26 protein-coding genes and 3 pseudogenes are annotated in these 24,106 nt (G+C 48.8%); 12 read left to right on the top strand and 17 right to left on the bottom strand.

What is annotated here, in order from left to right:
- The first annotated feature begins 121 nt into the window (after positions 1-121).
- Entirely contained in the window at positions 122-673 is a 552-nt protein-coding gene (locus ATN88_RS09925; protein ID WP_067414886.1) for an outer membrane beta-barrel protein, read from the top strand.
- 133 nt (positions 674-806) lie between these two features.
- Here the strand turns inward: ATN88_RS09925 and grxB are convergent, their stop codons facing one another.
- The 6 genes and pseudogenes from grxB to ATN88_RS09900 all read right to left on the bottom strand — a co-directional run bounded on the left by grxB (position 807) and on the right by ATN88_RS09900 (position 5,732).
- Positions 807-1,457 carry a glutaredoxin 2 gene (grxB, locus tag ATN88_RS09920; RefSeq protein ID WP_067414883.1) on the bottom strand — a complete coding sequence of 217 codons (651 nt, stop codon included), beginning with the start codon at positions 1,455-1,457 and terminating at the stop codon, positions 807-809.
- Between the two features lie 234 nt (positions 1,458-1,691).
- Positions 1,692-1,841 (bottom strand): hypothetical protein, encoded by a 150-nt coding sequence (locus ATN88_RS26115; RefSeq protein ID WP_198158362.1) that lies wholly within the window; start codon positions 1,839-1,841, stop codon positions 1,692-1,694.
- A 76-nt stretch (positions 1,842-1,917) separates the two neighbouring features.
- Positions 1,918-3,086: pseudogene (locus ATN88_RS09915) on the bottom strand (MFS transporter).
- Between the two features lie 194 nt (positions 3,087-3,280).
- Positions 3,281-4,042 carry a ParA family protein gene (locus tag ATN88_RS09910; RefSeq protein ID WP_067414881.1) on the bottom strand — a complete coding sequence of 254 codons (762 nt, stop codon included), beginning with the start codon at positions 4,040-4,042 and terminating at the stop codon, positions 3,281-3,283.
- An 11-nt stretch (positions 4,043-4,053) separates the two neighbouring features.
- Positions 4,054-5,514: a CHAD domain-containing protein gene (locus ATN88_RS09905; RefSeq protein ID WP_067414878.1), complete on the bottom strand. Its 1,461-nt coding sequence runs from the start codon at positions 5,512-5,514 to the stop codon at positions 4,054-4,056.
- A gap of 56 nt (positions 5,515-5,570) precedes the next feature.
- Entirely contained in the window at positions 5,571-5,732 is a 162-nt protein-coding gene (locus tag ATN88_RS09900) for a ribbon-helix-helix protein, CopG family (RefSeq protein WP_067414874.1), read from the bottom strand.
- Between the two features lie 235 nt (positions 5,733-5,967).
- Here ATN88_RS09900 and ATN88_RS09895 point away from each other — a divergent pair, with 235 nt between their 5' ends.
- The 6 genes from ATN88_RS09895 (at position 5,968) to ATN88_RS09875 (ending at position 10,386) form a co-directional block, all read left to right on the top strand.
- Positions 5,968-6,216, top strand: a complete 249-nt coding sequence (locus ATN88_RS09895) for a hypothetical protein (RefSeq protein WP_067414871.1) — start codon at positions 5,968-5,970, stop codon at positions 6,214-6,216.
- A 21-nt stretch (positions 6,217-6,237) separates the two neighbouring features.
- Positions 6,238-7,317: an ROK family transcriptional regulator gene (locus ATN88_RS09890; RefSeq protein WP_067414937.1), complete on the top strand. Its 1,080-nt coding sequence runs from the start codon at positions 6,238-6,240 to the stop codon at positions 7,315-7,317.
- Positions 7,318-7,339: 22 nt separating this feature from the next.
- Positions 7,340-8,806 carry a beta-N-acetylhexosaminidase gene (locus tag ATN88_RS09885; protein WP_232313055.1) on the top strand — a complete coding sequence of 489 codons (1,467 nt, stop codon included), beginning with the start codon at positions 7,340-7,342 and terminating at the stop codon, positions 8,804-8,806.
- Positions 8,782-9,123, top strand: a complete 342-nt coding sequence (locus ATN88_RS27145; RefSeq protein WP_232313053.1) for a hypothetical protein — start codon at positions 8,782-8,784, stop codon at positions 9,121-9,123. Before ATN88_RS09885 ends, ATN88_RS27145 begins: the two co-directional genes overlap by 25 nt.
- Entirely contained in the window at positions 9,120-9,983 is an 864-nt protein-coding gene (locus ATN88_RS09880; protein WP_067414868.1) for an AAC(3) family N-acetyltransferase, read from the top strand. Before ATN88_RS27145 ends, ATN88_RS09880 begins: the two co-directional genes overlap by 4 nt.
- 157 nt (positions 9,984-10,140) lie before the next feature.
- Positions 10,141-10,386 (top strand): hypothetical protein, encoded by a 246-nt coding sequence (locus ATN88_RS09875; protein WP_067414865.1) that lies wholly within the window; start codon positions 10,141-10,143, stop codon positions 10,384-10,386.
- Positions 10,387-10,531: 145 nt separating this feature from the next.
- Here the strand turns inward: ATN88_RS09875 and ATN88_RS09870 are convergent, their stop codons facing one another.
- From ATN88_RS09870 to ATN88_RS09830, 9 genes are all read right to left on the bottom strand, one after another.
- Positions 10,532-10,930, bottom strand: a complete 399-nt coding sequence (locus ATN88_RS09870) for a GFA family protein (protein ID WP_067414862.1) — start codon at positions 10,928-10,930, stop codon at positions 10,532-10,534.
- A gap of 152 nt (positions 10,931-11,082) precedes the next feature.
- Positions 11,083-11,631: a hypothetical protein gene (locus ATN88_RS09865; RefSeq protein ID WP_067414859.1), complete on the bottom strand. Its 549-nt coding sequence runs from the start codon at positions 11,629-11,631 to the stop codon at positions 11,083-11,085.
- Between the two features lie 211 nt (positions 11,632-11,842).
- Positions 11,843-13,015: a tetratricopeptide repeat protein gene (locus ATN88_RS09860; RefSeq protein WP_067414934.1), complete on the bottom strand. Its 1,173-nt coding sequence runs from the start codon at positions 13,013-13,015 to the stop codon at positions 11,843-11,845.
- Between the two features lie 2 nt (positions 13,016-13,017).
- The gene (locus tag ATN88_RS09855; protein ID WP_067414855.1) at positions 13,018-13,689 is read right to left on the bottom strand and encodes an energy transducer TonB; all 672 of its coding nucleotides are present in this window, start codon (positions 13,687-13,689) and stop codon (positions 13,018-13,020) included.
- Positions 13,689-14,093, bottom strand: a complete 405-nt coding sequence (locus tag ATN88_RS09850; protein ID WP_067414852.1) for an ExbD/TolR family protein — start codon at positions 14,091-14,093, stop codon at positions 13,689-13,691. The genes ATN88_RS09855 and ATN88_RS09850 overlap by 1 nt, the downstream gene beginning before the upstream one ends.
- Positions 14,090-14,641: a MotA/TolQ/ExbB proton channel family protein gene (locus ATN88_RS09845; RefSeq protein ID WP_067414849.1), complete on the bottom strand. Its 552-nt coding sequence runs from the start codon at positions 14,639-14,641 to the stop codon at positions 14,090-14,092. The genes ATN88_RS09850 and ATN88_RS09845 overlap by 4 nt, the downstream gene beginning before the upstream one ends.
- Entirely contained in the window at positions 14,638-15,984 is a 1,347-nt protein-coding gene (locus ATN88_RS09840; protein ID WP_067414846.1) for a MotA/TolQ/ExbB proton channel family protein, read from the bottom strand. The genes ATN88_RS09845 and ATN88_RS09840 overlap by 4 nt, the downstream gene beginning before the upstream one ends.
- Entirely contained in the window at positions 15,981-16,754 is a 774-nt protein-coding gene (locus ATN88_RS09835; RefSeq protein WP_232313051.1) for a DUF3450 domain-containing protein, read from the bottom strand. The genes ATN88_RS09840 and ATN88_RS09835 overlap by 4 nt, the downstream gene beginning before the upstream one ends.
- A 224-nt stretch (positions 16,755-16,978) precedes the next feature.
- The gene (locus ATN88_RS09830) at positions 16,979-17,347 is read right to left on the bottom strand and encodes a DNA-binding response regulator (RefSeq protein ID WP_157490693.1); all 369 of its coding nucleotides are present in this window, start codon (positions 17,345-17,347) and stop codon (positions 16,979-16,981) included.
- Positions 17,348-17,605: 258 nt separating this feature from the next.
- Between ATN88_RS09830 and ATN88_RS09825 the strand changes: the two genes are divergently transcribed.
- The 3 genes and pseudogenes from ATN88_RS09825 to ATN88_RS09815 all read left to right on the top strand — a co-directional run bounded on the left by ATN88_RS09825 (position 17,606) and on the right by ATN88_RS09815 (position 19,272).
- On the top strand, positions 17,606-17,932 hold the full coding sequence (locus tag ATN88_RS09825; protein WP_198158361.1) for a hypothetical protein: 327 nt from the start codon (positions 17,606-17,608) through the stop codon (positions 17,930-17,932).
- Positions 17,933-18,048: 116 nt separating this feature from the next.
- Complete coding sequence (locus ATN88_RS09820) at positions 18,049-18,330, top strand: VF530 family protein (protein ID WP_067414840.1); 282 nt, start codon at positions 18,049-18,051, stop codon at positions 18,328-18,330.
- A 74-nt stretch (positions 18,331-18,404) separates the two neighbouring features.
- Positions 18,405-19,272, top strand: a pseudogene (locus ATN88_RS09815) (sterol desaturase family protein).
- Positions 19,273-19,327: 55 nt separating this feature from the next.
- On the opposite strand, the gene ATN88_RS09810 reads toward ATN88_RS09815, so the two are convergent.
- On the bottom strand, positions 19,328-19,720 hold the full coding sequence (locus tag ATN88_RS09810) for a RidA family protein (protein WP_067414837.1): 393 nt from the start codon (positions 19,718-19,720) through the stop codon (positions 19,328-19,330).
- A pseudogene (locus tag ATN88_RS09805) lies at positions 19,717-21,167 on the bottom strand (N-acyl-D-amino-acid deacylase family protein). The gene ATN88_RS09810 and the pseudogene ATN88_RS09805 overlap by 4 nt, the downstream one beginning before the upstream one ends.
- 158 nt (positions 21,168-21,325) lie before the next feature.
- On the opposite strand from ATN88_RS09805, the gene ATN88_RS09800 reads away from it, so the two are divergent.
- A complete protein-coding gene (locus ATN88_RS09800) occupies positions 21,326-22,600 on the top strand; it encodes an amino acid deaminase (RefSeq protein ID WP_067414834.1) in 1,275 nt (424 codons plus the stop codon).
- Between the two features lie 197 nt (positions 22,601-22,797).
- Complete coding sequence (locus tag ATN88_RS09795; protein WP_157490692.1) at positions 22,798-24,105, top strand: molybdopterin-dependent oxidoreductase; 1,308 nt, start codon at positions 22,798-22,800, stop codon at positions 24,103-24,105.
- Position 24,106: the final 1 nt, after the last annotated feature.

The raw sequence follows: 24,106 nt of genomic DNA, 5'->3' as shown, positions 1-24,106 counted from the left end.
TTTTCTATTCAGGCTTTGTTCAGACTCTTGCTCTCATACTGTCGCACGTTTCTGGCGTTACACATTTAGCTTCCCCTTTTTGTCGCCAGCCCAAATTTTTCATCGACATAAAGAGCACACTATGAAAAACATGCGCGTTATCGCTGCGGCACTTCTCGCCCTTTCTACTCAAGCACACGCTGACAGTATCGATATCAAAGCCGGTGGCGGTTATATCGAAGGGTATAGAACCAACAGTGCAGACGATACGTTACTGAGTCTGCAGCTTAACTATTCACATTCGTTGTCTCAGCGCGTTGACCTTGAGGCCGGTATGATGGGAGCGGGTGCCTTCCCTGTTTTCTCTCAACTTTTCAGCGATAAGTCTGCCGATTTTGACAACTACTTTGTCGGCGTACGCGGCAACTATCCGGTCAATTCGTTTCTGAGCCTCTATGCGTCTGGCGGTGCGGGCTATGGCACTGTGTCTGAGTATGCTCGCGTAAAAGGTGAAGACGGCAGCTATCACGATGTGACAGCGCATAAATACTCAGGGCTGTCGCCATACATTTCAGCCGGCTTTGAAATGCGTCCGTTCAATGCGGTAGGCTTTACGGCTGACGTTCGTTACGACGACCTGCCTCACGGCTACTCAAGTACCAATGTGCTATTCGGAATGAAAATCTACGTTTAAACGACAGCGTATTGGGTAAAGCCAAAGCTTCTTAGACGTAGAAAAAGATTCGTAGAAGTACAAAAAGCTTCGTTGAGGCAGAAAAAAGGCGCACTGCAATGTGCGCCTTTTCGTTTATCTTCGTGCGTATTGATTACACGGCAACCGCGTCGTATAGCTTCACGCCGGTTAGTTCAGACACTTCGTCCAAGTACTGGCGCACGATGCCTGGGTAACGAAGACCTTTAATCACGGTGTAGTTACGCAGGAATGGGAACAGATTGATGTCGTCGTAGCTTAGGGTATTGCCACGCTGGGATGGCAGCACCAACCAGTCCAGCTTCAGAAGTTCAACGTTCAGCTTCGCGATATACTCTTCGCTGTTCGCGAAAGCCTCATCAAAGGTCATGTCGATCATGGCTGATTTTTTCTCGATGAACCACGCTCTTGCGTCATCACTTTGGAATTCAGGCAGTTCAATCATCATCCAACGCGGATAAATCAAACGAGAGCCATAGAAGCCCGCCACTTCCATCCATGCAGCAATACGCTGGCTGAACTCGCTGTCTTTCAGCACTGGTGCACCGTCGAATGCATCAAGGTAAGCCGCAATATCCAGACTTTCTGCCATGTACTCGCCATCTGGCTTTTGCAGAATAGGCACCAAGTTTGCGCCGACCTTCTCAATGCGTGCGTCGATATCATGGTTTTGCAGATAAACTCTTTCGACGTCCATCTTTTTCATGCCCGCGACCATCATGGCTTTTACACAGTATGGGCAGTGGTCAAATACAAACAATTTCATGAGACATCCTTATTGAAATAGGGCGAATACCCAGTCAACCTGAAGGTTAAGGCCTTAGATTGTTTGAGAATAACCCTCTCATCGGGCTACGAAAAAAGCCGATTTTAATCATAACCGCATCAAGGTAATACGGCGCAGGTAGCAAGATCAAGAAAAGCCCCGTTTTTTGGGGCTTTCCAGACATAAAACTTACATTGAACCGTGTCGCTTTGAGTACAAAGCACTCGGTTTGGGCTACTCCAATGGATCAGTTGGGATCCAGCAATCCTCGCTGCTGTCGTTTGCATCAGACAGCACCACCAGCAATCCCATATCGACCATCTCTTTTAAAGTGAGATCGTCCGCCAAATGCATTTTTTCGCCGTGTTCATTTTCGAGTTCCATAAACACTCCATCTTTGTCTGAGGTGGTTCAGTAAAGATAGCACCTCGACAAAAATGTGATGTGTGACCACTTCTGTTTACGCTTCCGCCTTCTTTGGCGTGCGGCTAAACAAGAACATGATGATGGGAACCAGACATACAAACGGCAACATAACGAGATTCAGGGTTTGCCAACCCAGCGTCACTTCTAAGTTACCCGCCATCAATGCCGTGATCGTCACACAGCCAAAGACTGAGAACTCGTTGATCGCCTGAGCCTTCGGTTTGTCTTGCTGTAAGTAGGTTTGTGTCAGCTCACTGGTGGCACCAATAAACATAAAGTTCCAACCCACGCCCAAGAGCACTAAGCAATTCTAAAGTGCCACTCTGAGACGCCATTAAGGTTGACCAAAATACAAGCGATAAACATCAACGCCCCCAGGAAGATGGTCTTGCGCGTGCCGATTTTTCCAATGATGGAACCGGTAAAAAATGAAGGCAGGAACATACCCAACACGTGCCATTCAATCACCACCGCAGCTTGTTCAAAGTGGAAGCCGTGTTTATGCATCGCAATTGGCGTGACCGTCATTAAAAGGTTCATCACGGCATACGCGACAACCGCAGAGAACACGGCAATGGCATAACCTGGCGCACGAATAATGTGACTGGCAGGGTTTTGCGCAGGTTGGCTACTGGCAGCTGGCGCAGGGGGCAAACCAATAAATTGCAGCACAACCAAGGACAGAATATAGAGTGCTGCAATACCGAGGAACGCGCCGCTGAAATTGGTGCCGGGCAACCAATGCTGACTGGCAATAGCGAGGTTTGGCCCTAGAATGGCCGCCAACACACCGCCAGCCATCGACAGGGAAATGGCTTTGTCTTTAGCATCTGGCGCGCTCACTTCAATAGCCGCGAAGCGGTACAAGGTGCCGAATCCAATACCGATACCGAGCAACAAGGTGCTAAAACAGAACAGCCAGAATTGAGATTGACCCAGCGCGTAAACACACAAAAATGCACCGAGGATCCCAATCACGTTGCCCAGCATAAAGCCGTTCTTTCTGCCGATTTTCGCCATGATGAGCGAGGCCGGAATGGTCGCCAACATGAGCCCTACAAACTGCGAGGAGACAGGTAATGTTACCCAAGTATCACTGGGAGAGAGTTGCTGGCCAATGAGCCCGTTGACCGATATTAAAACGATATTGCCGCTCATCAGCAGGGCTTGGCAAAGTGCCAAAAGCCATACGTTTTTATTCATCCTTGTCCTAGCCTTTTTGTTTCCTGATGCTCGAGTATCACGCAGTAACAAAATGACAACAAGGGCAGGATGTAAGACTTCACCCGCAAAGGTACAGATAGTCGTTACATAGTTTTGCTATCAAAGCGAGATAAAAACCTAGGGGGTCATCCCTTCCGTGGTAATTGGTGACACCCTAGGATTGCGCTTTCTGCTTAGGCCGCTTTTTTCTTTGGAAAGATTAACGCTTCGATTTCACGCCACAGTTTGTTGTAGAACATGGCAGCAGAGCTTGATTTACCAAAGTCTGTCAGTGGCGCGCGATTCACGCCCATGCGCTCTACATCTGTGGCAAACGGAATACTGGTACTCAACAATGCGGGGTAAAGGTTCGCGATGCGTTCCATGGTCTCTTTGTGCAGTGATTTGCTCTTTTGCACCATGCTGAAAAATGGCAGCAAGCGCGATTTGTCATAACCCTGGTCGTCAAAGAACTCGTAAAGTTGCTCGAGAGTCCGCTCAGTGAGCGTGGTTGGGATCACTGGCACCAAAATATTGTCAGCACACTCAAACACGTTCTCAGAAAGTAGCGACAAGGTTGGCGGGCAATCCAGCAATACGATGTCGTATTCCTTCTTCACGCCTTTCAGCACCTTGCGAAGACGTGACTGGCCTTTTTTCATTTCAGACAGGAATACATCGAAGCCGCGAAAATCCATGTTGGCAGGCAGTACATCGAGGTTTTCGTAATCACTGGCTTGGATGGATTTGTAGAACTTGTCGCCTCGGGTAAAGAAGCTGTCATTCGGAAGTTTCTTTGAGGGCTTAAGGCGATAATAGAACGAAGATGCGCCTTGCGGATCCAGGTCCACTAGCAGCACTTTGTAGCCAGATTTTGCCATTAAATGCGCGATGTTGACGGCACTCGCCGTCTTGCCAACGCCACCTTTATTGCTGTAACACGCCAATATTTTCATTGGGATTCTCCCTATTTTTTCCCGAATACGTGTTTAAAATTCGCCGCTGTTTCCGCAGCAACGAATACGTCGATTTGTAATAACGCCTCCGCTCTCGCGCGTGTCCTTTCCTGATCAAACAAGAGCATCATGCCACCAAATGTTTTAGCCAGTGTTGGTGTCATCTTGTTGCTGGCGTTCAGCTCCTGTTCTAACCCAGCCACAAAGTCTGCCTGAACGCAGTAATCATTGAACTCTCCGAGCACCCGCGTAAGGTCCACGAGCTGAGCGACAACGCTCACCGCCGTTTCGTTGATGTCATCATCAACAAAGAAATCACTCAGATATCGCAGCTTTTTGCATGCCAAGCGAAAGTCATGGACTTGTTCGTCGAGCGATGAATGGCTGAGCGAGGCACCAATAGCAGCCGTTTTAGCGTAATGTTTCAAAATCTCTTTATGCCCAAACGCGCGAACACGTTTCTCTGCCTTTGGCCCCTCGGCTAACGCTTTGCTTTGCAGCGAAGCCAACGTTTGGTGTGGTTTGTCCGAAGCAATAAGGGTTTGAAAGTCGTGTAATGCAGCCGCGCGTCGGCTTTCCAAAAGCTCAAACAATTCCGCAAGGCCATCATGAAACGTCACGGGCATCTTGGTGTAGAAATCTTGCTTGGACATCAAATACACGTCCAAATCGCGAAGCGCACCAGTATCAGCCATCAAACGCTTGGTTTGATGCTTTGCTTCCACCATCGCGTTTTTTTCAAACACGCCTTTGAACAAGCTCAACATAGAACGCGTTTTTCTAAGGTGCACGCGATACTGATGAAGGTAACGAATGTCGATATCTTGAAAAATACCTTCCAACTGGCTCGCGGCCGCTTGAAGGTGGCTGCTTACTCGCTTGTTCGCCCACGTGTGGATACTGACGTTATCTTTCGTGCCACCTTTGATAGCCTTTTGGGGTACGAGTGGATGTGATGCAAGCGCATGCTTCACTGTCCCTTGGGAAATACCCGTCACGTCGAGCCAATGCTGAAGAAGCTCTGCGGCGCGATCGAATCCGCGGAGAGGCTTGATGTGTGCCGTGACAAAGGGCGACAGCAGTGCGTCCGAAGTCATCACTAGCCAATGAAGCTGCACGGTAAGCTTCTGCTCGTCATCGCGAAAGCTAATGACCTCGTAATCTATTTCACCTTCAAACCATGCAATAAAGCGTCGCCTAACATCACTTTGACGTACGGCGTCAATCACCGACTCTGATAGTGCTTCAGCAGAAGAAAGCGAAAATGCCAATTCACTTGGCGTAAGGGGAAAGTCACGAGTGGAAGAAAACGATAACGAGTGACATGCATAGCCATTGTGGTCGATGGCTTTTGCCTGTCCGCCACGGCCAAGAAGCAACCAATACCCAGTTTTCTCTAACGCAAAGTTGGGCGTATCGACATATCGACTCGACGTGTTTAAGCGTGATTCCTTTTCTACTGAAAATGGCATCCCTGCAATGATTTTATTGAGGCGTCTTCAGCGCAATTCGCTTCCATATCCTGCCTTTACTCTGCGTTTTTACTCTTCTTGTTCGCTTTCTTTAAATACGCTTCGATGAGGTTTTCCATGATTGCCTGAACACTGGTTCCTTCTTCGATCGCTTTGATTTTGAGTGCCTTCAGGGTCTTCTCATCTAACCGCAATGACGTGTTTTTCTTTTTGCCCATCACACTTCCTTGCTGTCATGACGTCACATCAATCTATCGCAGTCACCGCTGAATAAATGTGACAGCAGAGCAATATGGGACGCAGGGTGCTTTTCTGAAATGTTGGAAATGTAAACTCAGTGTAACGATGCGATCGTACACCTCTCTATCTCCATCACGACAAATGGGAAAACCAAATAGCCGATCCAAGAATATGGCAACAACCAAAACCGAAGATCAACAGGGTTAGTTTCTGATGAAAACTATCCTCTTGATCGCTTTTGGTCGACAGTCGCTTATTGCAGAACTGGCGGGGGTCGAAGACAGGCCTTGGCCGCATAAAGCCGAACCGCTCAGACACTGCTTCAATAAAGAAGAAAATGAAACAGCTAACAAATTAATTCGACTCACTTCTCCTTATCACAAACAAACAGTGAAGCGAGTTGAGTTTTGTCACCGGATTGTTGTTTTCACCAAGATTGTCAATAAGATAGAACCAACTTAGTTGTCTCCGGAAACTTTTCCATTGTCTATCAAGCTCAGTCGCACTAACACCACCGCCGCAATTGTTAATGCCCTCTGGCAGTCGCCGGGCGTTTCGCGCATTGATATGGCGACAAAGTTGGGCCTTGATAAATCAACGGTTACGAAAGCAGTTAACCACTTGGTCAATATCGGCATGTTGTTCGAACAACCCCAACTGGTTGCGGGACGCGGTGGCAGACCCAAGATCTCCTTGGTGTTTAACCCTGAGTTTGGCGTTTTAGTGGGTGTCGAAGTGAATTCGGATGCACTCAAGGTGTCAGTGGTGAATCTCTTGGGGCAAGTCGTTTATCACGACATGCTGCCACTGAACCCGTCGGTGTCCATCGACAAAGCGCTGATTGAAGCACTCGTCCCAAGCATCAAAACCATTCAGTCGCTGTTTCCAAGGATCCTTGCCATTGGCATAGGTATGCCGGGCTTGATTGACCCAGAGCTTTGCCAACTGAAGATTTCACACGCGTTGAGCGTACGCTCTACCATCAATTTTGCACCGCTTTTCAAGCAGCACTTCCCCTACCCTGTGTTCATCGATAACGATGCTAACTGCGGCGCATGGGGAGAGCTGATGCAGCAACGCAGTTTGCCCTACGATCACTTCCTGTATGTGCTCCTCTCTACACACCATTCAAGAGAGCTTTATCACCGTTTGGGTATTGGTGTGGGTGTGGTGCTGAATCGCCAGCTTTTCTACGGCGAACAACACATGGCAGGGCAATTTAACAGCCAAGAGCTGATGCGAGGTGCAGAGCCTACGCCTAGTGTGATCATCGAAGAATTTTCTACCCTTGCCGTCAACATTTGCAGCTTGCTCAGTATCAAGCGCATCGTGATTGGCGGACAAGGCATGCAGTTTGGTCCTGAACTCGCGGCTGCACTGCGAAAAGAAAGTGAAAACCTCGCCGGCTCTATCATGGTGAGACCAATTATCGAGTTTTCTATTTTGGGTCCTCAAGCTGCGGCGATGGGAGCAGCCTGTATGGCTTGGCAAAAGCTGCTTACCCCAGATTTATTGCTCGCCGATAGCTTGGCGTTGCGCGAAAACGGCACCGTTTGTATTTAGCGCCGAAAAGGAGTTGTTTGGTATGATTTTCCCGGCACCTAAAAGATTTACCACTGGCTTTTCCGTTAAGACCGTTGATATTGGCGCGCTCATTTCTTATTGCCCTTCGCTGTTGGGTGCGCGCATTGACAGTGACAGCGTGATTTATCGTCACCAAAAAACCATTAACCCTCAGGGTTATCGTGTCAGCTTCAGCAACAATCGCGTGTTTGTTTACTATGCCGACGAACACGGCGTGCTTTATGCCCACAACGCGATTCAGCAGTTAATTGAAAACGGTACGCCGCTTAACAGTGACTTCGTGATCGAGGATTGGCCGGATTTTGAGAATCGTTCGATACTGCTCGACATCAGCCGTGATCGCGTGCCAACAATGGCATCATTAAAACAATTGATCGATTACTGGTCTCGCCTAAAATTCAACCAATTTCAGCTTTATACCGAACATACCTTTGCCTATCGCGATCATCAGACGGCCTGGAATAATTATTCCCCGATGACGGCTGAAGACATTCAAGAAATTGATGCGTACTGCAAAGAAAGAGGAATTGAGCTAATCCCCAATCAGGCCACCTTTGGTCACATGGAAAAATGGCTCAACCATGAGGAATACCACTATCTTGCCGAGCAAACGACCGGCTTTCATGATCAGCGCGGCGACTATCGAAAAGGGGCATTTGGTCTAAACCCTGTCAGCGACCAAACCATCGAGTTTGTTGATGGCTTGCTGACAGAGCTACTACCGAACTTTACCAGTAAAACGCTCAACCTTAATTTCGACGAAACCATGGATTTGGGCGTGGGCGCGAGCAAATCTGCATGTGAGATTTTTGGTCGTGGCAAAGTGTTTTTGGAATACTTAAACAAAGTCCTAGCGGTGGCCAATAAGCAAGGCATGAAATGCCAGATCTTCAGCGACATGCTGTTTCGTTTCCCGAACCTCATCAGCGAGCTACCCAAAGACCTTACGCTGCTGAATTGGGGCTACGAAGCCGATCACCCCTTCGATGCTGAGCACCGACAGCTTGTTGATTTTGGTCTGCCATTCCACGTCGCCGTATCAACTAATTGCTTTGCCTCTGTGGCTGGTCGCTGGCAAACCGCCACCACGCATATGCGCAGAGCGGCGAATTCCGCCAAACGCTATCACGCGCAAGGCTATATGGTGACCGAATGGGGCGACATGGGACACGGACAGCAGTTCTCTATGCCTATTCCCGCCTACGCGTTTGGTGCAGCGATGGCGTGGGGTGAAGCGCAGCAAAAGGACACGGATGTTTCAGCAGCATTGAATTGGTTTTTCCCAGGAGCTTCTGAGGTTGAATTGCAGGCACTTGTTGCGATTCAAAATATCTACACCTCACGGGGATCGAAACGCCAAATTGTGCGTTTTTTGGACCGTTCCTTTTTGACCAATCGTCACGCCGACACATCAAGCGTGCACAAGGTTTCGATACACACACATTGCCGTCAGCTTACCGCGCGTTAACCGCGCTCAAAGAACAACTTTCGACATTGCCTGCCAGCGACTTGGTGAACGATTTGCTGTGGACGATTGATGCGCTCACCCTTGCGTGCAACATTGCTCAAGGCTATGCCGAAGAAGGGCATCGAGAAGTAGAACGTTTCGCCGCAGATCGCAAAGCCGCGCTCACCCAATCCCTGATCCCGCTCATCACGCAGTACAAAGCACTATGGCAACAGCACTACCGCGACGGTGGCTGTCAGCAAAGCAGCCAACGCCTTGAGTACCTCTACGAACTTCTTCAGGTTCCTGAAGCAACAAAAGGACAGATAGCGTCATGAGCGATAACATGGAAACAGCGGTGCTAAAAGCGACCATTTCATCGCTGAAGCTGGAGAATAAAGTCGTTTATATCCATTGCGGCATGCGCTCTTTCTCGACACACAAACCTAACCCAGCATCACTGATTCAGTGTTTTCTTGAGGCAGGCTGTACTGTCGTGGTGCCGACGTTTAACTACGATACGCTTTGCCTTCCGCCTGAAGAAAACCGTTACCTGCAAAACGGTCATCGCGGGGAGTGGATGTTTGACAACATTCGCGCCTTTGACCCTGACGACAACGAGCTAGAGTCTTGCATGGGCAGCTTTGCTCGTGCCGTTTTGCATCACCCTGATCGTGTTCGTAGCAATCACCCAATCAGTAGCTTTGCCGCTGTCGGTCCCAAAGCGGCCACTGTGATAAAACGCCAAACTTACGAAAATGTTTACGGTCTCTACCAGGGCAAAGAAGCAAGAGACGCTGTGGTACTCGCGATTGGCGTATCACTCAACAGCATTACCCCAATCCATTATGCAGAGGAGCTTGCGGGCAGAACGTTATTTCGCCGTTGGGCGGCAACGAAAGAGACACCAACCGTTGAGGTTTGCGTCGGTGCTTGCTCCAACGGATTTGAAAACTTACATAGCATTCTTGAGCCATGCAGCGCGTATACCGAAGTGTTCGGCAGCCAATGGGTAGCTTACCCTTTGGAAAACCTTTTAGAAGAAAGCGCATTGGCCATTTTGGCAAAACCAGAAATCACACGTTGTGACGATAAAAACTGCGTTCGCTGTGAAGATATGGTCCTTGGCGGGTTGATTGCTTGTGACGTTCAAGAGAGCGTTTCAGTAGACCCAGAATTCTCAAGTGCGGCAGGCTAGAACCTTCTTTTATCCTCTCCTTTTCTGCCCTTCGCCCCGTTCGATCGACATCAAACGGGGCTTTTTTTCGTCACGAATTTTGTTCGGTTTATTTTTTGACGTATACCATTCCACTGCCTACCTTGTAATACACGTGTTACAAAAAGGAGAACATAAAATGAAAGGGTCACATAATAATATCAACTACTTAGTGAACGTCAGCAAGCGCGAAGATCTGGGCGGCTTCTCTGCCTCGTTTTCTTTCTCGAAATCCGATGTGGATGCCAGCGACCCAGCAAAAGCCTATGAACTGATGAACTCAGACAAGTCCCTTTCTATCTTCAAAAGTAAGGAAGATGCTGAGAGCGCAGCGGAGAATTGCGTTCGCATTTGTATCGACGATGGGTTTGTAAAATACGAATAAAAGAACACCAAACATGCTGAATATGCTCACGTTCAGTGTTTCGTTCGATATTAAGAAAAGGCAGCGTTAACGCTGCCTTTTTGATGGATAGCCAAACAACGCTAACATGTTTGCATTCAGGTTGATTGGGTAGATGAAAATCTGATTATCGATTCGGATGCCATTCTTCATAAGAAGGCATTTCAAGGTCGTCGCTCAGCCATGGCGTTTTATGAGACGTCCAAATTCTGAGTGCAGGCACCGCCAACGGATCTTCATCCAATGTTGCGACGCGCAGAATATGGAAAGGTGCTCCTTCGCGGATAGCCACAATCTGGCTACCACAGTTTGAGCAGAAATAACGTTTCTTCCCAGGAGACGATTCGTAATGCGAGAGTGTGTCTTCCCCTTTCACCCACTCGAAATCATCCGCTTGAACACCAGCACCAATTGCAAACGCACTGGAATGCGCTTTCTGGCACGTTTTGCATGAGCAATTCATGATGGGTGTACTTAGCTTTTTGACGTTGTATTCAATGGCCCCACACAAGCAACTTCCTTTCATAAATCATCCTTGTTTTTATGGTTAACCGCATCACTGTAACGCGATTTTTTTGTTAATAATCAGTTGCACCTATTTTCATTCAAAATTTTGAAATTTGCGCATAAAAAAAGCGGCTCTCTTGACGAGTGCCGCTTTTTATTTCGTTTTGCTGATTAAGCCGCTTCTGCAGTTTCCGCCGTTTGCGACTTATCGAAGAACAGTTTGAATGTCATGATGCCGATCACCAACGCCTTGATGATCATCATTTGCGGGTTGCCATAGTAAGCCGCCATACCGACAAAACCTGACAACAACATCAGTTTGCGATAGTTAGACAAGGTTGTCATGTACAGTGCCAGCAGAATAATACCCAGATCCGCAAATTGCAGTGCCACAGACAAGGTTGGCTCTGCAAGGAACGCCGTCACTGCCACATAAGCAATGTAAGAGATACCTGCTGCCATCACCGCACCCAAACCCACAATCACCGCTTTTGGCGCGTTAGTGAAGTCTTTTGCATAGCGGTAAGTGTTTAGCGAAGCCACAGAAAGGTTCAGGATCACTTTCGGCCACCAACCCATCAGGAAGGCCCAAATCGTATCGTTCGCCGCAGAGCCAAATGCTGCAAAGCGGGTGAATTTCATGGTGTTGAAGATAGTGATACCGATGTAAAAAGCAACGGATGTCCATCCAAGGATTTCTGTGATGAGGTCTAACGTCATTCAGGGTCTTCTCTATCAAAGGCGCAATTTGGCGCCAAAATGGGGTTTTCCTTAACGGGCCTTTTGCAGATGGCGAGATTGCTGGCTTGTTTCACATAAATGCGATCAATAACAAACCAGTGCCGGATAATACGGTTTTAGTAGCAGAAATATCAATAACAAAAGTGCGGAGAAATATGACAAAGAAACATGCCCCTAGTGGGGCATGATGTTATTGGCTGGCGCGTTTGTTGGTAAGGTACTGAATCCATGATTCAGTTTGTTCAGACGGTGCATACTCCTGAGCCCTTTTGGCATGTAGCAATGCTGTGTCGAAATCTTCTAACTTTTCGTAAGCTCTGACGCGAGCAAGTTCGACATCAACCTTTTTACTTGGGTCTTTGATTTGCTCAAGCGTTTTCAACGCATCGGCATAGTAGCCTTGTTGGATCTCAAGTTGAGCGACGACCCAGAGACGGGATGCATCCAGCGTCGACGCGCGTTTCCATGCTTTTATCGCTTTGTCCCACTCCCTCGCCTGTTGCCAGTACGACGCTTCCATCACCCATGATGTTTTATCAGACGAGGACTGATTAAGCGCACTTAAGATTGCAGCGGCTTTTTCAGGTACACCTGCGTTGGCATACAACTGCGCCATGAGGCGTTTCTCAGAGGCGTTTAGCGCAATGTTGCTGCGCTCGGCAAGTACAAGCGTACTCAGCATGCCCTCTTCGTTGTTTAGCTTTTGATGGCTGCTGACCATTTGCAGCCACCACGCTTTTTTGTTTGGTTCAAATGCAATGAGTTGCTTGAGAGTTGAAAGCGTGGATTTCCAACGCTTCAAACGCATCTCGGCCCCAAGCTTGAGCGACAATGAGCCAACGTTGGGCGACGCCAGTTTCAGGTGCGTGTTTATCGCATCTAACGCTTTATTGTTAATGTTCTGCTGGTAGTTAGCTTGCGCGATGCGTAGCCAGACTTGCGCGAGATCTTTCTGAGATAACGCCTTGTCCTTACTCAACGCGTAATACAGTGGCAACGCCTTACTATATTTCGCCTGCGTCATCAGTAAATCTGCCAACATACGTTTCGCCGCACGCTGCGCTTCCGGTTCAAGCGCATCTAGCTTTACTGCTTTGTCTAATGCGGCAATGGCTTTGGTCGGCTGGTTATCTTGCCAGTACATAACACCCAACATACGACTGATATAGGCCTTGTCGTAGTCCGTTGGCGTTCTTGCAGCCACCAAAACGCCTATCGCTTCCCGCCACGCTTCTTTGTCCTGATATTCAAACGCTTTCAGGGCACTGTTTGCAGTTGATTGGGATAGCTGAGCAGCATGCACCTGCCCTATAAAAAACAGGAGCGAAAGCGACAATACCAGTCGGGATAACAGCGGTTTCATCATCATTTGCTCAATGTAAACTCGTACTTAAAGGTTTGTCCTGGCTGCGCTTGAGCAACCCCATCGACAATCTTCGGCTGATAGCGAAAACGCTTAAGTGCGCGCAATGCATTACGCTCAAACATGCGCTTCGGCGACGCTTCGATCACCTTGATGTCTGTCGGGCGACCCTTGGTGTCGATGGTAAATTCCATCACCACGTACCCTTCAATACCACGTCGTAACGCTTTAGGTGGATAAACCGCTTCAACGCGCGAAATGGGCACGGCATTTTGATTGCCCGCAATCTCCACGGGACCAAGATCAACGGCTGGGCTTGGTTTAGAAACGGGGACATCAGCGATCTGAGGCGCAGCGATACTGATGCCACTCACGCTCAGGTCGAGCGAAATATCTGGAATCTCCATCTCTAGCGGCTCAGAGGCCGACTGCGTCACTTGCGGGGACACTGCCTTCATGGCCGCAGGCTCTTTCGGCGGCTCAGGCTTTGGCGGCGGCTTTCTGTCCTTGCGCTCGGTTTCCGTTTCAGGCTCAGAAAACACCAAGTTAAACGCTAACGTACTCTTATCGGTTTTATCCGACAGATCCGTTGGGCCAACCATGGTCGCCATCAGCAGGAATAACCCGACGACAAAAACGACGGCCACAGGGAGTGCTAACAGCCAACGCAGCATTATTTTTGCTCCGCTGCCAGCGCGATACTCTCAATACCTGCACTTTTCGCTGCATCAATCACAGCAACCACACTGCCGTTATACGCATGCTCATCAGCTTGAATCACCAAAGACGCGTCTGGTTGCTCTGATTTAAAACGTTCTAACGTCGCTTCAACACGCTCTTTATCAACCTTACGCTGATCGATGTAGATCTCGTTGGTCGCCGTGATTGCCACGTAAATGCTGACCGTTTTTTGTGGCGACGCGTTCGCTGCGGAAGGACGATTCACTTCGACCCCCGACTCGCGCACAAAAGAGCTGGTGACGATGAAGAAGATAAGCATGATAAACACGATATCCAGCATCGAGGTTAAATCGATCTGCGCATCTTCACGCACTTTCTGTTGGCGTTGAAATCTCATCCTCGAATCCTCATTGCTTTAGCCAAAGAGGCTTCACAGCGTTCACACGCCTTCGTCAATCGGGCATGGGCGAACAGCCCTGCCAAGGCAATCACCATGCCTGCAAGTGTTGGTAGTGTTGCCATTGAGATACCGGCAGCCATTGCGCGTGGCTCGTTAGAGCCTGCCGTTGCCATGACATCGAATACTGAAATCATGCCTGTTACGGTTCCCATTAATCCAAGCATCGGACAAATGGCGACTAAACCTTTAATGAAATTCAGATTGCTGAAAAGCTGCAAATGCGCTTCAAAAAGCCAGCCATCACGTAACGCCTTAGACGCCCATGATGCATGATCTTTTCTCGCATCCCAACGTGCAACCCAAGCTTGTTTTGCTCTCGGATAGGACACCAAAAGATACAAAACACGCTCGATGACCAGAATCCAACTGAGTGCAGCCACAACCAGTAACACCCAAAGAACAGGGCCACCTTGTGTCATGAATGCTTCTAGCGATGGCAACCAGAATAAAGGTTGGCTCGCTTCCAGATAGCTTATTTCTGTCATGCGACGCTCTTGGTGATCTTCACTGAGTCTGCTGCTTCAGACTGCTCTGCAACCAAACTGACACCGACTTTTTCTAACATGCCACGAAGGGTATCGGCCTGCGTGCTCAGGAGGTTATGCGCCAGCAGCAGCGGCATGGCAGTCACTAACCCCATAACGGTAGTAACCAGAGCCATGGAAATACCACCCGCCATGACAGTCGGATCGCCATTGCCGTATTGAGTGATCACTTGGAAGGTTTCAATCATGCCGGTTACCGTCCCCAAAAGCCCCAGCATAGGTGCAAGTGCTGCGAGCAGTTTCAGCATGGAGAGGCCTTTTTCAAAGCCTTGTTGTTCATCCAAAATCGTTTCCATCAGACGAAGCTCAAGGGTGTCCAAAGACCTGTCTGGCTCGGTGTGATAAACATTGAGAACGCGGCCGAGTGGGTTGTTGCCTGGCTGGTCAGGTTTTTTCATTTGGCTCGACATGGCGATACGAGTCTTAACCAACACAAGACCACGAACCAACGCGATGCCCAAACCAATCAGCAATATGGCCGTAATGATCTTGCCAACGATGCCGCCTTGTTCGAAGCGGTCATATAAGGTTGGGGTCAAAGATAACTGGTCAAGCAAGACACCGTAAGTAGGGTCAAGAATAACAAGTTCACCCGCTTTGGCGTTATCGATGGATGCACGGGTTAAGCCGCCTTCGGGCGTTTTTGCAAATTGGGTGGCTTGTTGCGTGGTCGAGTTCCAAGAGAGATAACCATTGTCGTCCACTAACGCGATGTTACCTAAACGCGTGGCGGGTGAATCACTCACTAAACCTTGGGTGTCACGTGTGTTGACCGTGATGTCAGCGATTTCTGCGCTTTTATTCAGTTCATCCACCGTGCCTTCCCAAAGCGCGGTGAGTGTTGCAAGCGAAGGCAGAGATTTGGCGTCCTCGACCTTTGATAAGGCATTATTTAACGCGTCATCACCAATAGATACCGGGCGATTTTCTCGGGAGAGATTAAGCTCACGCGCAGCTTGCCTGACAACGCCAAATACTTCACCCAAACTGCCCGTTTCCAAGCGCAGCGTTTCTTCCAATTCAGAAAGCGTTTGTTCGTTGTCCGTAAAGGTTTCGCTAAGCTCGGTCGTCTCGTTTTCCAGCTGTATTTGCTGCGCTTTGAGTGCAGCAAGTTTGGCTTCTAGCGATTGCTCTTTCGCATAAAACCCAGCTTCGCGCTCTGCATTGTGCTGCGCGGCAACCTTTTGTGCACTCTGCGTTTCTTTCACCAAATTGGCAGCAGATGCGCTTGGTGCAAGCACCATTGATGCAGCAAGCAAAGCCGCTAATTGAAGACGTTTCATTGGCTCGCCTCCACATTCAGCGTGGTAGAGAGAGGAAGTGTCAACAATTCTGGCGTCACTCGCTCTTTGGCTACAAGGAAGGCGCGTTCAAGCGTCGGATTTTGCTCAGGGTCTAGAGGCTCCCAGTTGTTGGTGTTTCGGTCAAAAAACCAGAATGTGTTGCCATCAAGGCTCCTTGCCACCAGCGACACACGCCCCAAATGAAGGATATCCACCACACGAGGGCCTTGTCCGAAATCTAGGGTGTCTTGGTAAAGGCCGAGGTTGGCACCGTAGTGGACCTCAATTTGGTAAGCTTCTAGAATTTGGCGAATTTTTTCCGCATCGCTCACATCGGCTCGACCCATCAAGGTTTGGAGTCCCGCGAGTCGCTCTTGGCGTGTCTTTTCTTTTAGCGGTAGGTCATTAGAGATCCAAGTATCCAGTCCATCCAACATTCGATACATCAACGGCACTAAACCTGCACGCGTTTGGCCTATCTCACTAAGTTGCATTTTGAGATTGTCAGCTTCTCGGTTTTGATCATCCACCAAACGTTGCAAGTGATCGCGGTAAACCGTCAGGTTGTCGACTTCCGCCTGTAACTGTGCAATTTCCGCCTTCATTTGCTGTGCCTGTGTGTCACTCTCATTGATTTTCTGCTGAGAAATTGCGCCAGCTTTTGTCGTACTGCTTTCAATAGCGGTAGCGTTATCAATGCTGGTGCCATGCACTGACAGGGGAAGGCCAATGAGCGCGACTGTGCCCATTATCGTGATGAAGTTTTTCAAGTTCCGAATCTCTGAAGCTATATCTGTATTTACAGTGTAAAAAATAGGCAGTTTATACATCAGCTACCCAAACCACTAAGTCAGTATCCAAGCAAAGTAAAGGTGCCTATGCAACACCCGTCAAATAGGCTATTCGCAAGGATATAATATCAAATCGAAGGGGATGACGTTCCTTACTTCACATCAAAGAGTTGCAGGAATTTAGAAGAAGCAAAATCAAAAGCCTAATAGCTGGCCATTTTGCTCGCCAAAGCAGTCTGCGCTTCTACCCATAACATTTCACGGGGAATCGCATCGCTAACCAGGCAATCTACACAGGTACCAACAACGGACGTTTCCTCTTTGTTGGCGATGTCGGGTAACAAAACCATCAGAGGTAAAACGGACAGGCTTTTCACTCTGTCTACATCACTCAAACAGGCTTGGGTATCTTCATAAGCGAGAACGAGAAGATCAAACTGAGTCTGGCGCATCGCTAACAAGGCTTGGTTAACATGCAACACTCTTGTGACTTTACACCCTTTGGCGGCAAACGCTTGTTTCACCCAACCACATGGTGCTTCCATTCGCTCTATGAGTAGTACTTCACACATAGTTTGAACACCTAATTGATATTGATTCTCATTCTACATAGCTTGAAGCACACTGTCTTTGTTCGCGGCATATTGCTGAGTTTTTTGTGATGAGGTTAGAAAAATTTCTTTTATTACTGATTAAATGCTCAAAAAACATGACAGATTTCTAGTTATTAATTAGTAATCGCTTTATTACTTGCATAATTTACGCCCAGAAGAGTAGACTCCTCTCCCTCCGAATAAAGACAGATTCTCAAGTTGTGGATGTTGAACGATATGTCGAAAAATAAAACGGTTGTTATCGCCTCGGCGGTGTTGTTCTTTGCAATGGTTGCGCTGACACTTTCTTCTATTACCTACTCAAGCAAAATTTACGCAATTCAAATCCAAAAGCAGCACGAAAAACTGCTGAAAGATCCTGAAGATGCAAAAGTATCTGACCTGATTGGCTTGGCAGATATCTGTGAAGACGTGCGCTTTACTGGCACCTTGTCTTTCCATATGAGTGATGAAGAAACGTTCAGCATTCAGCGTGCGTGTGAAGACATCAAAACACGCCTGCGCATGAACCAGTTTACCGAGCAAAGTTTATCGATGCGCTAATGGCGAATATCATCGCTATTGATACAGAAAAGGGAGCCTAAGGCTCCCTTTTATATTGATGCCTCTTGCACCTTGTGGCACAGTCGCCCTGAAATTCCTCATTGCTGAGCAGTATTATGAACGATCAACCTAACAACCCGCTTCATGGCGTCAAACTCGAACAAATCATCAACGAATTGGTTGATCATTACGGCTGGGAAACACTGGCAAGAGAAGTCGCCATCAACTGCTTTCGCAACGATCCTTCCGTGAAATCCAGCCTGAAGTTCCTGCGCAAAACACCTTGGGCGCGTGAAAAAGTAGAGCTGCTGTACATCGATACTTTCCACAGTGGCGCAGCACCGAAAGCCGCCGCAAACCCTTGGGATGCGGCGATGAAGAAACTTAACAACGATTAAGCATCAAAGCACGTCACGTTGAGAGCACTCATCGGATGAGATATATTGATTAAAACTCATCCGATGGAGTCGCCATGGAATCTGGCCAGGAGGCACTGACTTTACTCCTTCTCGCACCGCTATTTTTCATCTGTATGCTGGTTGAATACCGCATATTGAAAAAAGCGCGGCGACAGCGATTACTCGCTGAAAGAAATTGTCTGCAATTTCAGTTTGGCGGGATTTCATCAAGCAGCCGATCTTATCGCTACTTTGCTCTTAATGCCGTTTTTCCTTTGGCTCTATCAATTCCGCCTGCTCGACATTTCACTAACACCTTTGGCCTTTTTTGCTGTCTTTATCCTCCAAGACTTTTTCTACTATTGGTTCCACCGCGCATCGCACCATATCCACTGGCTGTGGGCATCTCACATCGCTCATCACAGCTCAGAACGGATGAATTTTACGACGGCGTTTCGCCAAAGTCTGACCTACCCCATCTCCGGTATGTGGCTGTTCTGGACACCGCTCATATTGATTGGGTTTCCTCCCGCCTTGGTCGTGTTAATTGTCGCGCTGAACCTTGGTTTTCAATTTTTTGTTCACACTCGTATCGTCAAAAAGCTGGGTTGGATTGAAAAAGTCTTCAATACCCCGTCACATCACCGGGTTCACCATGCGCGAAATCCAGAATACATAGACCGAAATTTTGCAGGTGTGCTGATCATTTGGGATAAATGCTTTGGCACGTTTGTGGAAGAGAAAGACGGGATAGCGATTGATTACGGAATTCCAAAACCTGTAAACAGTTGGAATCCCTTCGCAGCGACGTTTCATCAATGGCGTACCATGTTGGGGTTAGCGCTTTCCACCAAACCAACACCGATTCGCACACGACTTCGTTATCTTTTTGGCTCGCCCAAGTTTGCCGATGAGGCAGAAAAATCCTTAAAATCGCACTGAGGCTCCCATCAGGAAGCCTCAGTGATTATTAGTATTATCGGGACATATCGAGTTACTATCGGCGATCTTCGCGGTAACAAGTCACGTCAACTTCCACTTTCACATCCACCACCAAGTCTGCCACCAAGCAGATACGGGCTGGCGGGTGAGCACCAAAAAACTCTTTGAACACTTTGTTGAACGATTGGAAGTAACGAGAATCGGTCAGCACCACTTTCACGTGAACGACATCTTCCAGGCCGTAACCTGCTTCTTCCATGATATCGACACAGTTTTGGATCGCGAGGCGTGATTGGTCGACAATACCGCCTTCTACCACCTCACCATCCGTCATCGGTGTTTGCCCTGACACGTAAAGAAAACCGCCTGCCTCGACGGCACGCGCAAACGGTAAGTGTTGTCCACCGGTTCCTGTTCCGCCTTCTGTGCCGTATCGTTTAATGCTCATACCCCTTCTCCTTTGGTTGTTCGTTTAAGGAATCGCCCTTCACGACGTCCTGTATGTTGTCCTTGGTGCCACGCCAATGCGCCGTTCACCCAAACGCTTTCGATGCCCGTCGCTTTCTGTTTTGGTGCACTGAACGTGGCAGTGTCTTTGACCGTTTTAGGGTTAAACAGCACTAAATCGGCAAAGTGTCCTGCTTTTATAAATCCGCGATTCGCCAGTGCATAACGCGTCGCTGACATGCCCGTCATTTTGTGTACCGCCGTTTCTAAATCAAACAGCTCTTTCTCGCGACAATAATGTCCTAACACCCTTGGAAAGGCGCCCCACAAACGTGGATGAGGGTGCGGGTCATTCGGCAAGCCATCTGAACCAACCATGGACAATCTGTGGCTTAGCACAGCTTCCACATCGTCATCCGCCATACAGTGGTACACGGCACCTGCTGGTTGCAAACGGCTCGCGGCTTCGTGGAGCGACACGTTGAGCGTATTCGCAATGTCTTTGAGTGTTTTACCCGCCATATCAGGCAAGCCTTCCGACCACGTGATAAAGATGTCTATCTCATCAGTAACTTGATTCAAATCTAGGGTGGATGAGCTTGCGGTGTAGGGATAGCAATCGCAGGCTATATCTTGCTTTTTTACTGCGGTATCCAGATCAGCGAGCACGGAAGTCATTCGTCCCCAATTCCCTGCGCCCGCACATTTCAAATGCGAAATCACCAGAGGCACATCACCCGATTTGGCGGTTTCATAGGCTTCCTGCATGGCATGCAAGATGGCCTCAAATTCAGAGCGCAAATGCGTGGTGTAGATACCGTCATATGGGTGTAGTTCTGCCACCAGCGACATGAGTTCTTCTTTGGGCGCGTCAAACGCGGAAGCATACGCAAGGCCGCTGCTCAAACCGAGTGCCCCTTCTTCCAGTGCCTCAACCAATGTTTGTTTCATACTGCTGATTTCTTGCTCGAAGGCAGGGCGAAACAAATCATTCATTACATTGTTGCGAAGCGTCGTGTGACCAACGAGTGCCGCCACATTCACCGCTGGCTTCGCGCACTCCACGGCATCTACATAGGCGCGAAAAGTGGGATATTGGAAGTCTTGCCGACGACCAAGCAAGTTCATCGGATCAGGTGGTTCGCCATCCAATGTTGCTGGCGAGGCACTGATCCCACAATTACCTACGATCACTGTCGTGACGCCTTGGCTGATCTTTGGCTCGCACATTGGTTCACGAATCACGTTGGTATCATCATGGGTATGAACGTCGATAAAACCGGGAGCCAGCACCAAACCTGTGCCGTCGAATACCTGTCGTCCCGTTAAAGCAAGAGGCTTTTCTATCTCGGCAATCTTGTCATCGACAATGCCACATCGGCTAGAAAAGCAGGATTTCCCGAGCCATCGACGACGGAGACACTCTGAATGACGAAATCAAAGTCCATATTTCTTCTCGGCATATTGTCTGATTTTTATTCAACTCAGCAGGATGATAGAGATCGGAAACCTGACACGAATGGCTAGCGAGACCACATTCAACTACTTACACTCAAAAGTCATTTACTCAAATCATCACCAACATCGGATGTTAGGAGAATAAAGAATGGGTGAAGGGAAGCAACAAGCGGATGAAAGTTATCAGGTTTGGGTTCACGGAAATTGGCCGCTTGGTACCAAAGGTGTTTGGATTACACCGAAAGACGACGGTCAATACAGCCTGATTAATGAAGAGATCAGTCTGCCTGCCGCCGTTATCTACGAGAAAGCTCTGGATAACAACGCCGACTGGATGCAACGCTTTGCGACAGTGCATAACGTAGAGTTGTGCCCTCATGGTAAAACGTCCATGACACCCGCCTTGTTCCAGAAGCAATTGGCCGAAGGTGCTTGGGGAATTACGGTTGCGACACCGCCTCAAGCAGACGTTGCAGCAGAAGCGGGTGCTGAAAACATCATCATGGCGAATCAACTGGTGGGGCGCGCAAACATGGCGGCAGTTTCACACCTATTACGTCGAGCCTCGGTGAATTTCTATTGCAGCGTAGATTCTGCTTTGAACGCCAAACAACTTTCCGATTTCTTCGCGCCGCTCGGTCAGAAAATCAATGTACTGATAGAGCTTGGCGTCGAAGGTGGCCGCTGCGGAATTCGCGCCCTCCCCGATGCTCAAGAATTGGCAAGGTATATCCGTGGCTTACCCGGCATTGCGCTAGCAGGCGTTGAAGTTTACGAAGGCGTGATCCACGGAGAAAACGACGAGCAGCAGGTCAAAGACTTCATCCATCAATCCGCTGGCTTTTGCCGAACCTTAAAGGATATGGATCTTATCGAAAGCCAACGTGCCGTGCTCACTGGCGCGGGTTCCGCATGGTATGACGTTGTATCGGATATCTTTCAACAATACCAAGATCTGTTGGCGGTGATCCGCCCCGGCTGTTACCTCACCCACGACACGGGCATCTATCAAACCGCACAAGAAAAAGTCATGCACCGCTCAAAATCCGGTGCCAATGTCGCCAGCAGTTTAGGTGGCGATCTGATCAATGCGCTTGAAGTCTGGGCATATGTCGTCTCTTTGCCAGAAGAAGGTAAAGCGGTGATAGGTCTTGGCAAAAGGGACGCCTCTTACGATGCAGGACTGCCGATTGTGGAACGTGGATTTCGAAACGGAGAACCCATCTCGGTTAAAGGGTTAGCGGCAACTGCGATCATGGATCAGCACTTGTTCATGAATGTCCCTGACGATGTCGAACTCAAGGTCGGTGACGTGCTTGCTTTCTCCACCTCTCACCCTTGCCTGACCTTCGACAAGTGGCGTTATATCGCACTCGCAGACGACACTTTCATCGTCGAAAAATGGATGCCAACCCAATTTTAAACTTAGGTACATAAGTGCTTACTTTCATAGTAAGCACTTAATTTCTGGCATTTGCATCTAACCCTTCCCTTTCATCGTCACTCCCTAAATCGCTTACCAATATCAACGCAGAGAAAGCTGTCTACCTGTTCAAGCACCTAGGCTTTCTACGCACACGTTAAAAACACGCACTGTTGGCAAGGAGAAAGGGAATAGACATGAAAAATGATAATGAGCAAAAGGGAATTTACGAGATCTACCAATCGCAACCAGACACAGCGGATGAAAAGGTGTTTGGACGAAAAAGCCATTCTGACCGCCGAGGTTTCTTAAAAGGAGCAGGTCTTGCAACCATGGCAGCGGTGTTGGGTGGTGCGATTCCGTTTCATCGAAACATGCCCGCTGGCATGATCCCAGCAGCTTTTGCCGAAGGGTTAGATGATGTCGTGATTGCGGGTAAAGACGGCCTGATTGTCCTCAATGACAGACCTTTGAATGCAGAAACGCCGCCTCACCTTCTCAACGATGATATTACCCCTACAGATCGCCACTTTATCCGCAACAATGGCATTCCGCCTGTCAATGTTGACCCACAAAACTGGACGCTGGAAATTGGTGGCTTAGTTGATAACCCCATGACACTGTCCATTGAAGACCTCAAGAACAAGTTTGACGTTGTTGAGCAGCAGCTAGTCGTGGAATGTGGCGGCAACGGCCGCGCTTTCTTTGAACCCAAAGCCAAAGGCAACCAGTGGACCTATGGTGCTGTCGGCTGTTCAAACTGGACAGGTGTTCGTCTTGCCGATGTGCTCAAAGCGGCAGGCGTTAAAGAAAATGCCGTATATACCGCGCATTACAGTGCGGACATGCACCTTTCTGGCAAGGAAGGCAAACTGCCCATCTCCCGCGGTATTCCGATTGAAAAAGCCATGGGCGGCGAGAACCTCATCGCGTTTGAGCAAAACGGCAAGCCTATTCACCCAATGCACGGTGCGCCTTTGCGTCTTGTGGTTCCCGGCTGGCCGGGTTCATGCTCTCAAAAATGGCTGACGCGTATCGATGTTCGAGACCAAGTGCATGATGGCCCTAAGATGACGGGGACCTCTTATCGTGTGCCTAATCGTCCTGTCGCACCCGGCGAGAAAGTAGCGAAAGAAGATTTTGAAATCATCGAACGTATGCCCGTGAAGTCGCTCATCACGTCTCCCGCCACTAACACAGAAGTCGCAGGCAACAGCGTGACGGTGCGTGGTCACGCGTGGTCTGGCGACAGAACGGTGAAGACCGTTGAGGTTTCCTCCGACTTTGGTGCGACTTGGCAAAAAGCCAAGCTGGCTGAACCGGCCAATCCTGCCGCATGGCAGACCTTCACAGCGGATGTCGAATTTCCAAAACCTGGGTATTACGAGGTGTGGGCCAAAGCGACGGACGACCAAGGCGTGTCGCAACCTTTTGCGATTGCATGGAACCCTAAAGGCTATCTGAACAACACCTTCCATCGTGTTGCTGTCCTTGTGAAGGGGTAGC

It is taken from the genome of Enterovibrio coralii, from assembly GCF_001559595.1.
Lineage (GTDB): Bacteria > Pseudomonadota > Gammaproteobacteria > Enterobacterales > Vibrionaceae > Enterovibrio > Enterovibrio coralii.
Note: the sequence above shows the minus strand (reverse complement) of the source record. Positions and strands in the feature narration are given on the sequence as shown.

What these genes read in the sequence shown, in the direction of transcription:
- ATN88_RS09925 (WP_067414886.1), top strand. Translation starts at nt 122, where the DNA reads ATGAAAAACATGCGCGTTATCGCTGCGGCACTTCTCGCCCTTTCTACT.
- grxB (WP_067414883.1), bottom strand. Translation starts at nt 1,457, where the DNA reads ATGAAATTGTTTGTATTTGACCACTGCCCATACTGTGTAAAAGCCATG.
- ATN88_RS26115 (WP_198158362.1), bottom strand. Translation starts at nt 1,841, where the DNA reads ATGGAACTCGAAAATGAACACGGCGAAAAAATGCATTTGGCGGACGAT.
- ATN88_RS09910 (WP_067414881.1), bottom strand. Translation starts at nt 4,042, where the DNA reads ATGAAAATATTGGCGTGTTACAGCAATAAAGGTGGCGTTGGCAAGACG.
- ATN88_RS09905 (WP_067414878.1), bottom strand. Translation starts at nt 5,514, where the DNA reads ATGCCATTTTCAGTAGAAAAGGAATCACGCTTAAACACGTCGAGTCGA.
- ATN88_RS09900 (WP_067414874.1), bottom strand. Translation starts at nt 5,732, where the DNA reads ATGGGCAAAAAGAAAAACACGTCATTGCGGTTAGATGAGAAGACCCTG.
- ATN88_RS09895 (WP_067414871.1), top strand. Translation starts at nt 5,968, where the DNA reads ATGAAAACTATCCTCTTGATCGCTTTTGGTCGACAGTCGCTTATTGCA.
- ATN88_RS09885 (WP_232313055.1), top strand. Translation starts at nt 7,340, where the DNA reads ATGATTTTCCCGGCACCTAAAAGATTTACCACTGGCTTTTCCGTTAAG.
- ATN88_RS09880 (WP_067414868.1), top strand. Translation starts at nt 9,120, where the DNA reads ATGAGCGATAACATGGAAACAGCGGTGCTAAAAGCGACCATTTCATCG.
- ATN88_RS09875 (WP_067414865.1), top strand. Translation starts at nt 10,141, where the DNA reads ATGAAAGGGTCACATAATAATATCAACTACTTAGTGAACGTCAGCAAG.
- ATN88_RS09870 (WP_067414862.1), bottom strand. Translation starts at nt 10,930, where the DNA reads ATGAAAGGAAGTTGCTTGTGTGGGGCCATTGAATACAACGTCAAAAAG.
- ATN88_RS09865 (WP_067414859.1), bottom strand. Translation starts at nt 11,631, where the DNA reads ATGACGTTAGACCTCATCACAGAAATCCTTGGATGGACATCCGTTGCT.
- ATN88_RS09860 (WP_067414934.1), bottom strand. Translation starts at nt 13,015, where the DNA reads ATGAAACCGCTGTTATCCCGACTGGTATTGTCGCTTTCGCTCCTGTTT.
- ATN88_RS09855 (WP_067414855.1), bottom strand. Translation starts at nt 13,689, where the DNA reads ATGCTGCGTTGGCTGTTAGCACTCCCTGTGGCCGTCGTTTTTGTCGTC.
- ATN88_RS09850 (WP_067414852.1), bottom strand. Translation starts at nt 14,093, where the DNA reads ATGAGATTTCAACGCCAACAGAAAGTGCGTGAAGATGCGCAGATCGAT.
- ATN88_RS09845 (WP_067414849.1), bottom strand. Translation starts at nt 14,641, where the DNA reads ATGACAGAAATAAGCTATCTGGAAGCGAGCCAACCTTTATTCTGGTTG.
- ATN88_RS09840 (WP_067414846.1), bottom strand. Translation starts at nt 15,984, where the DNA reads ATGAAACGTCTTCAATTAGCGGCTTTGCTTGCTGCATCAATGGTGCTT.
- ATN88_RS09830 (WP_157490693.1), bottom strand. Translation starts at nt 17,347, where the DNA reads ATGTGTGAAGTACTACTCATAGAGCGAATGGAAGCACCATGTGGTTGG.
- ATN88_RS09825 (WP_198158361.1), top strand. Translation starts at nt 17,606, where the DNA reads ATGTCGAAAAATAAAACGGTTGTTATCGCCTCGGCGGTGTTGTTCTTT.
- ATN88_RS09820 (WP_067414840.1), top strand. Translation starts at nt 18,049, where the DNA reads ATGAACGATCAACCTAACAACCCGCTTCATGGCGTCAAACTCGAACAA.
- ATN88_RS09810 (WP_067414837.1), bottom strand. Translation starts at nt 19,720, where the DNA reads ATGAGCATTAAACGATACGGCACAGAAGGCGGAACAGGAACCGGTGGA.
- ATN88_RS09800 (WP_067414834.1), top strand. Translation starts at nt 21,326, where the DNA reads ATGGGTGAAGGGAAGCAACAAGCGGATGAAAGTTATCAGGTTTGGGTT.
- ATN88_RS09795 (WP_157490692.1), top strand. Translation starts at nt 22,798, where the DNA reads ATGAAAAATGATAATGAGCAAAAGGGAATTTACGAGATCTACCAATCG.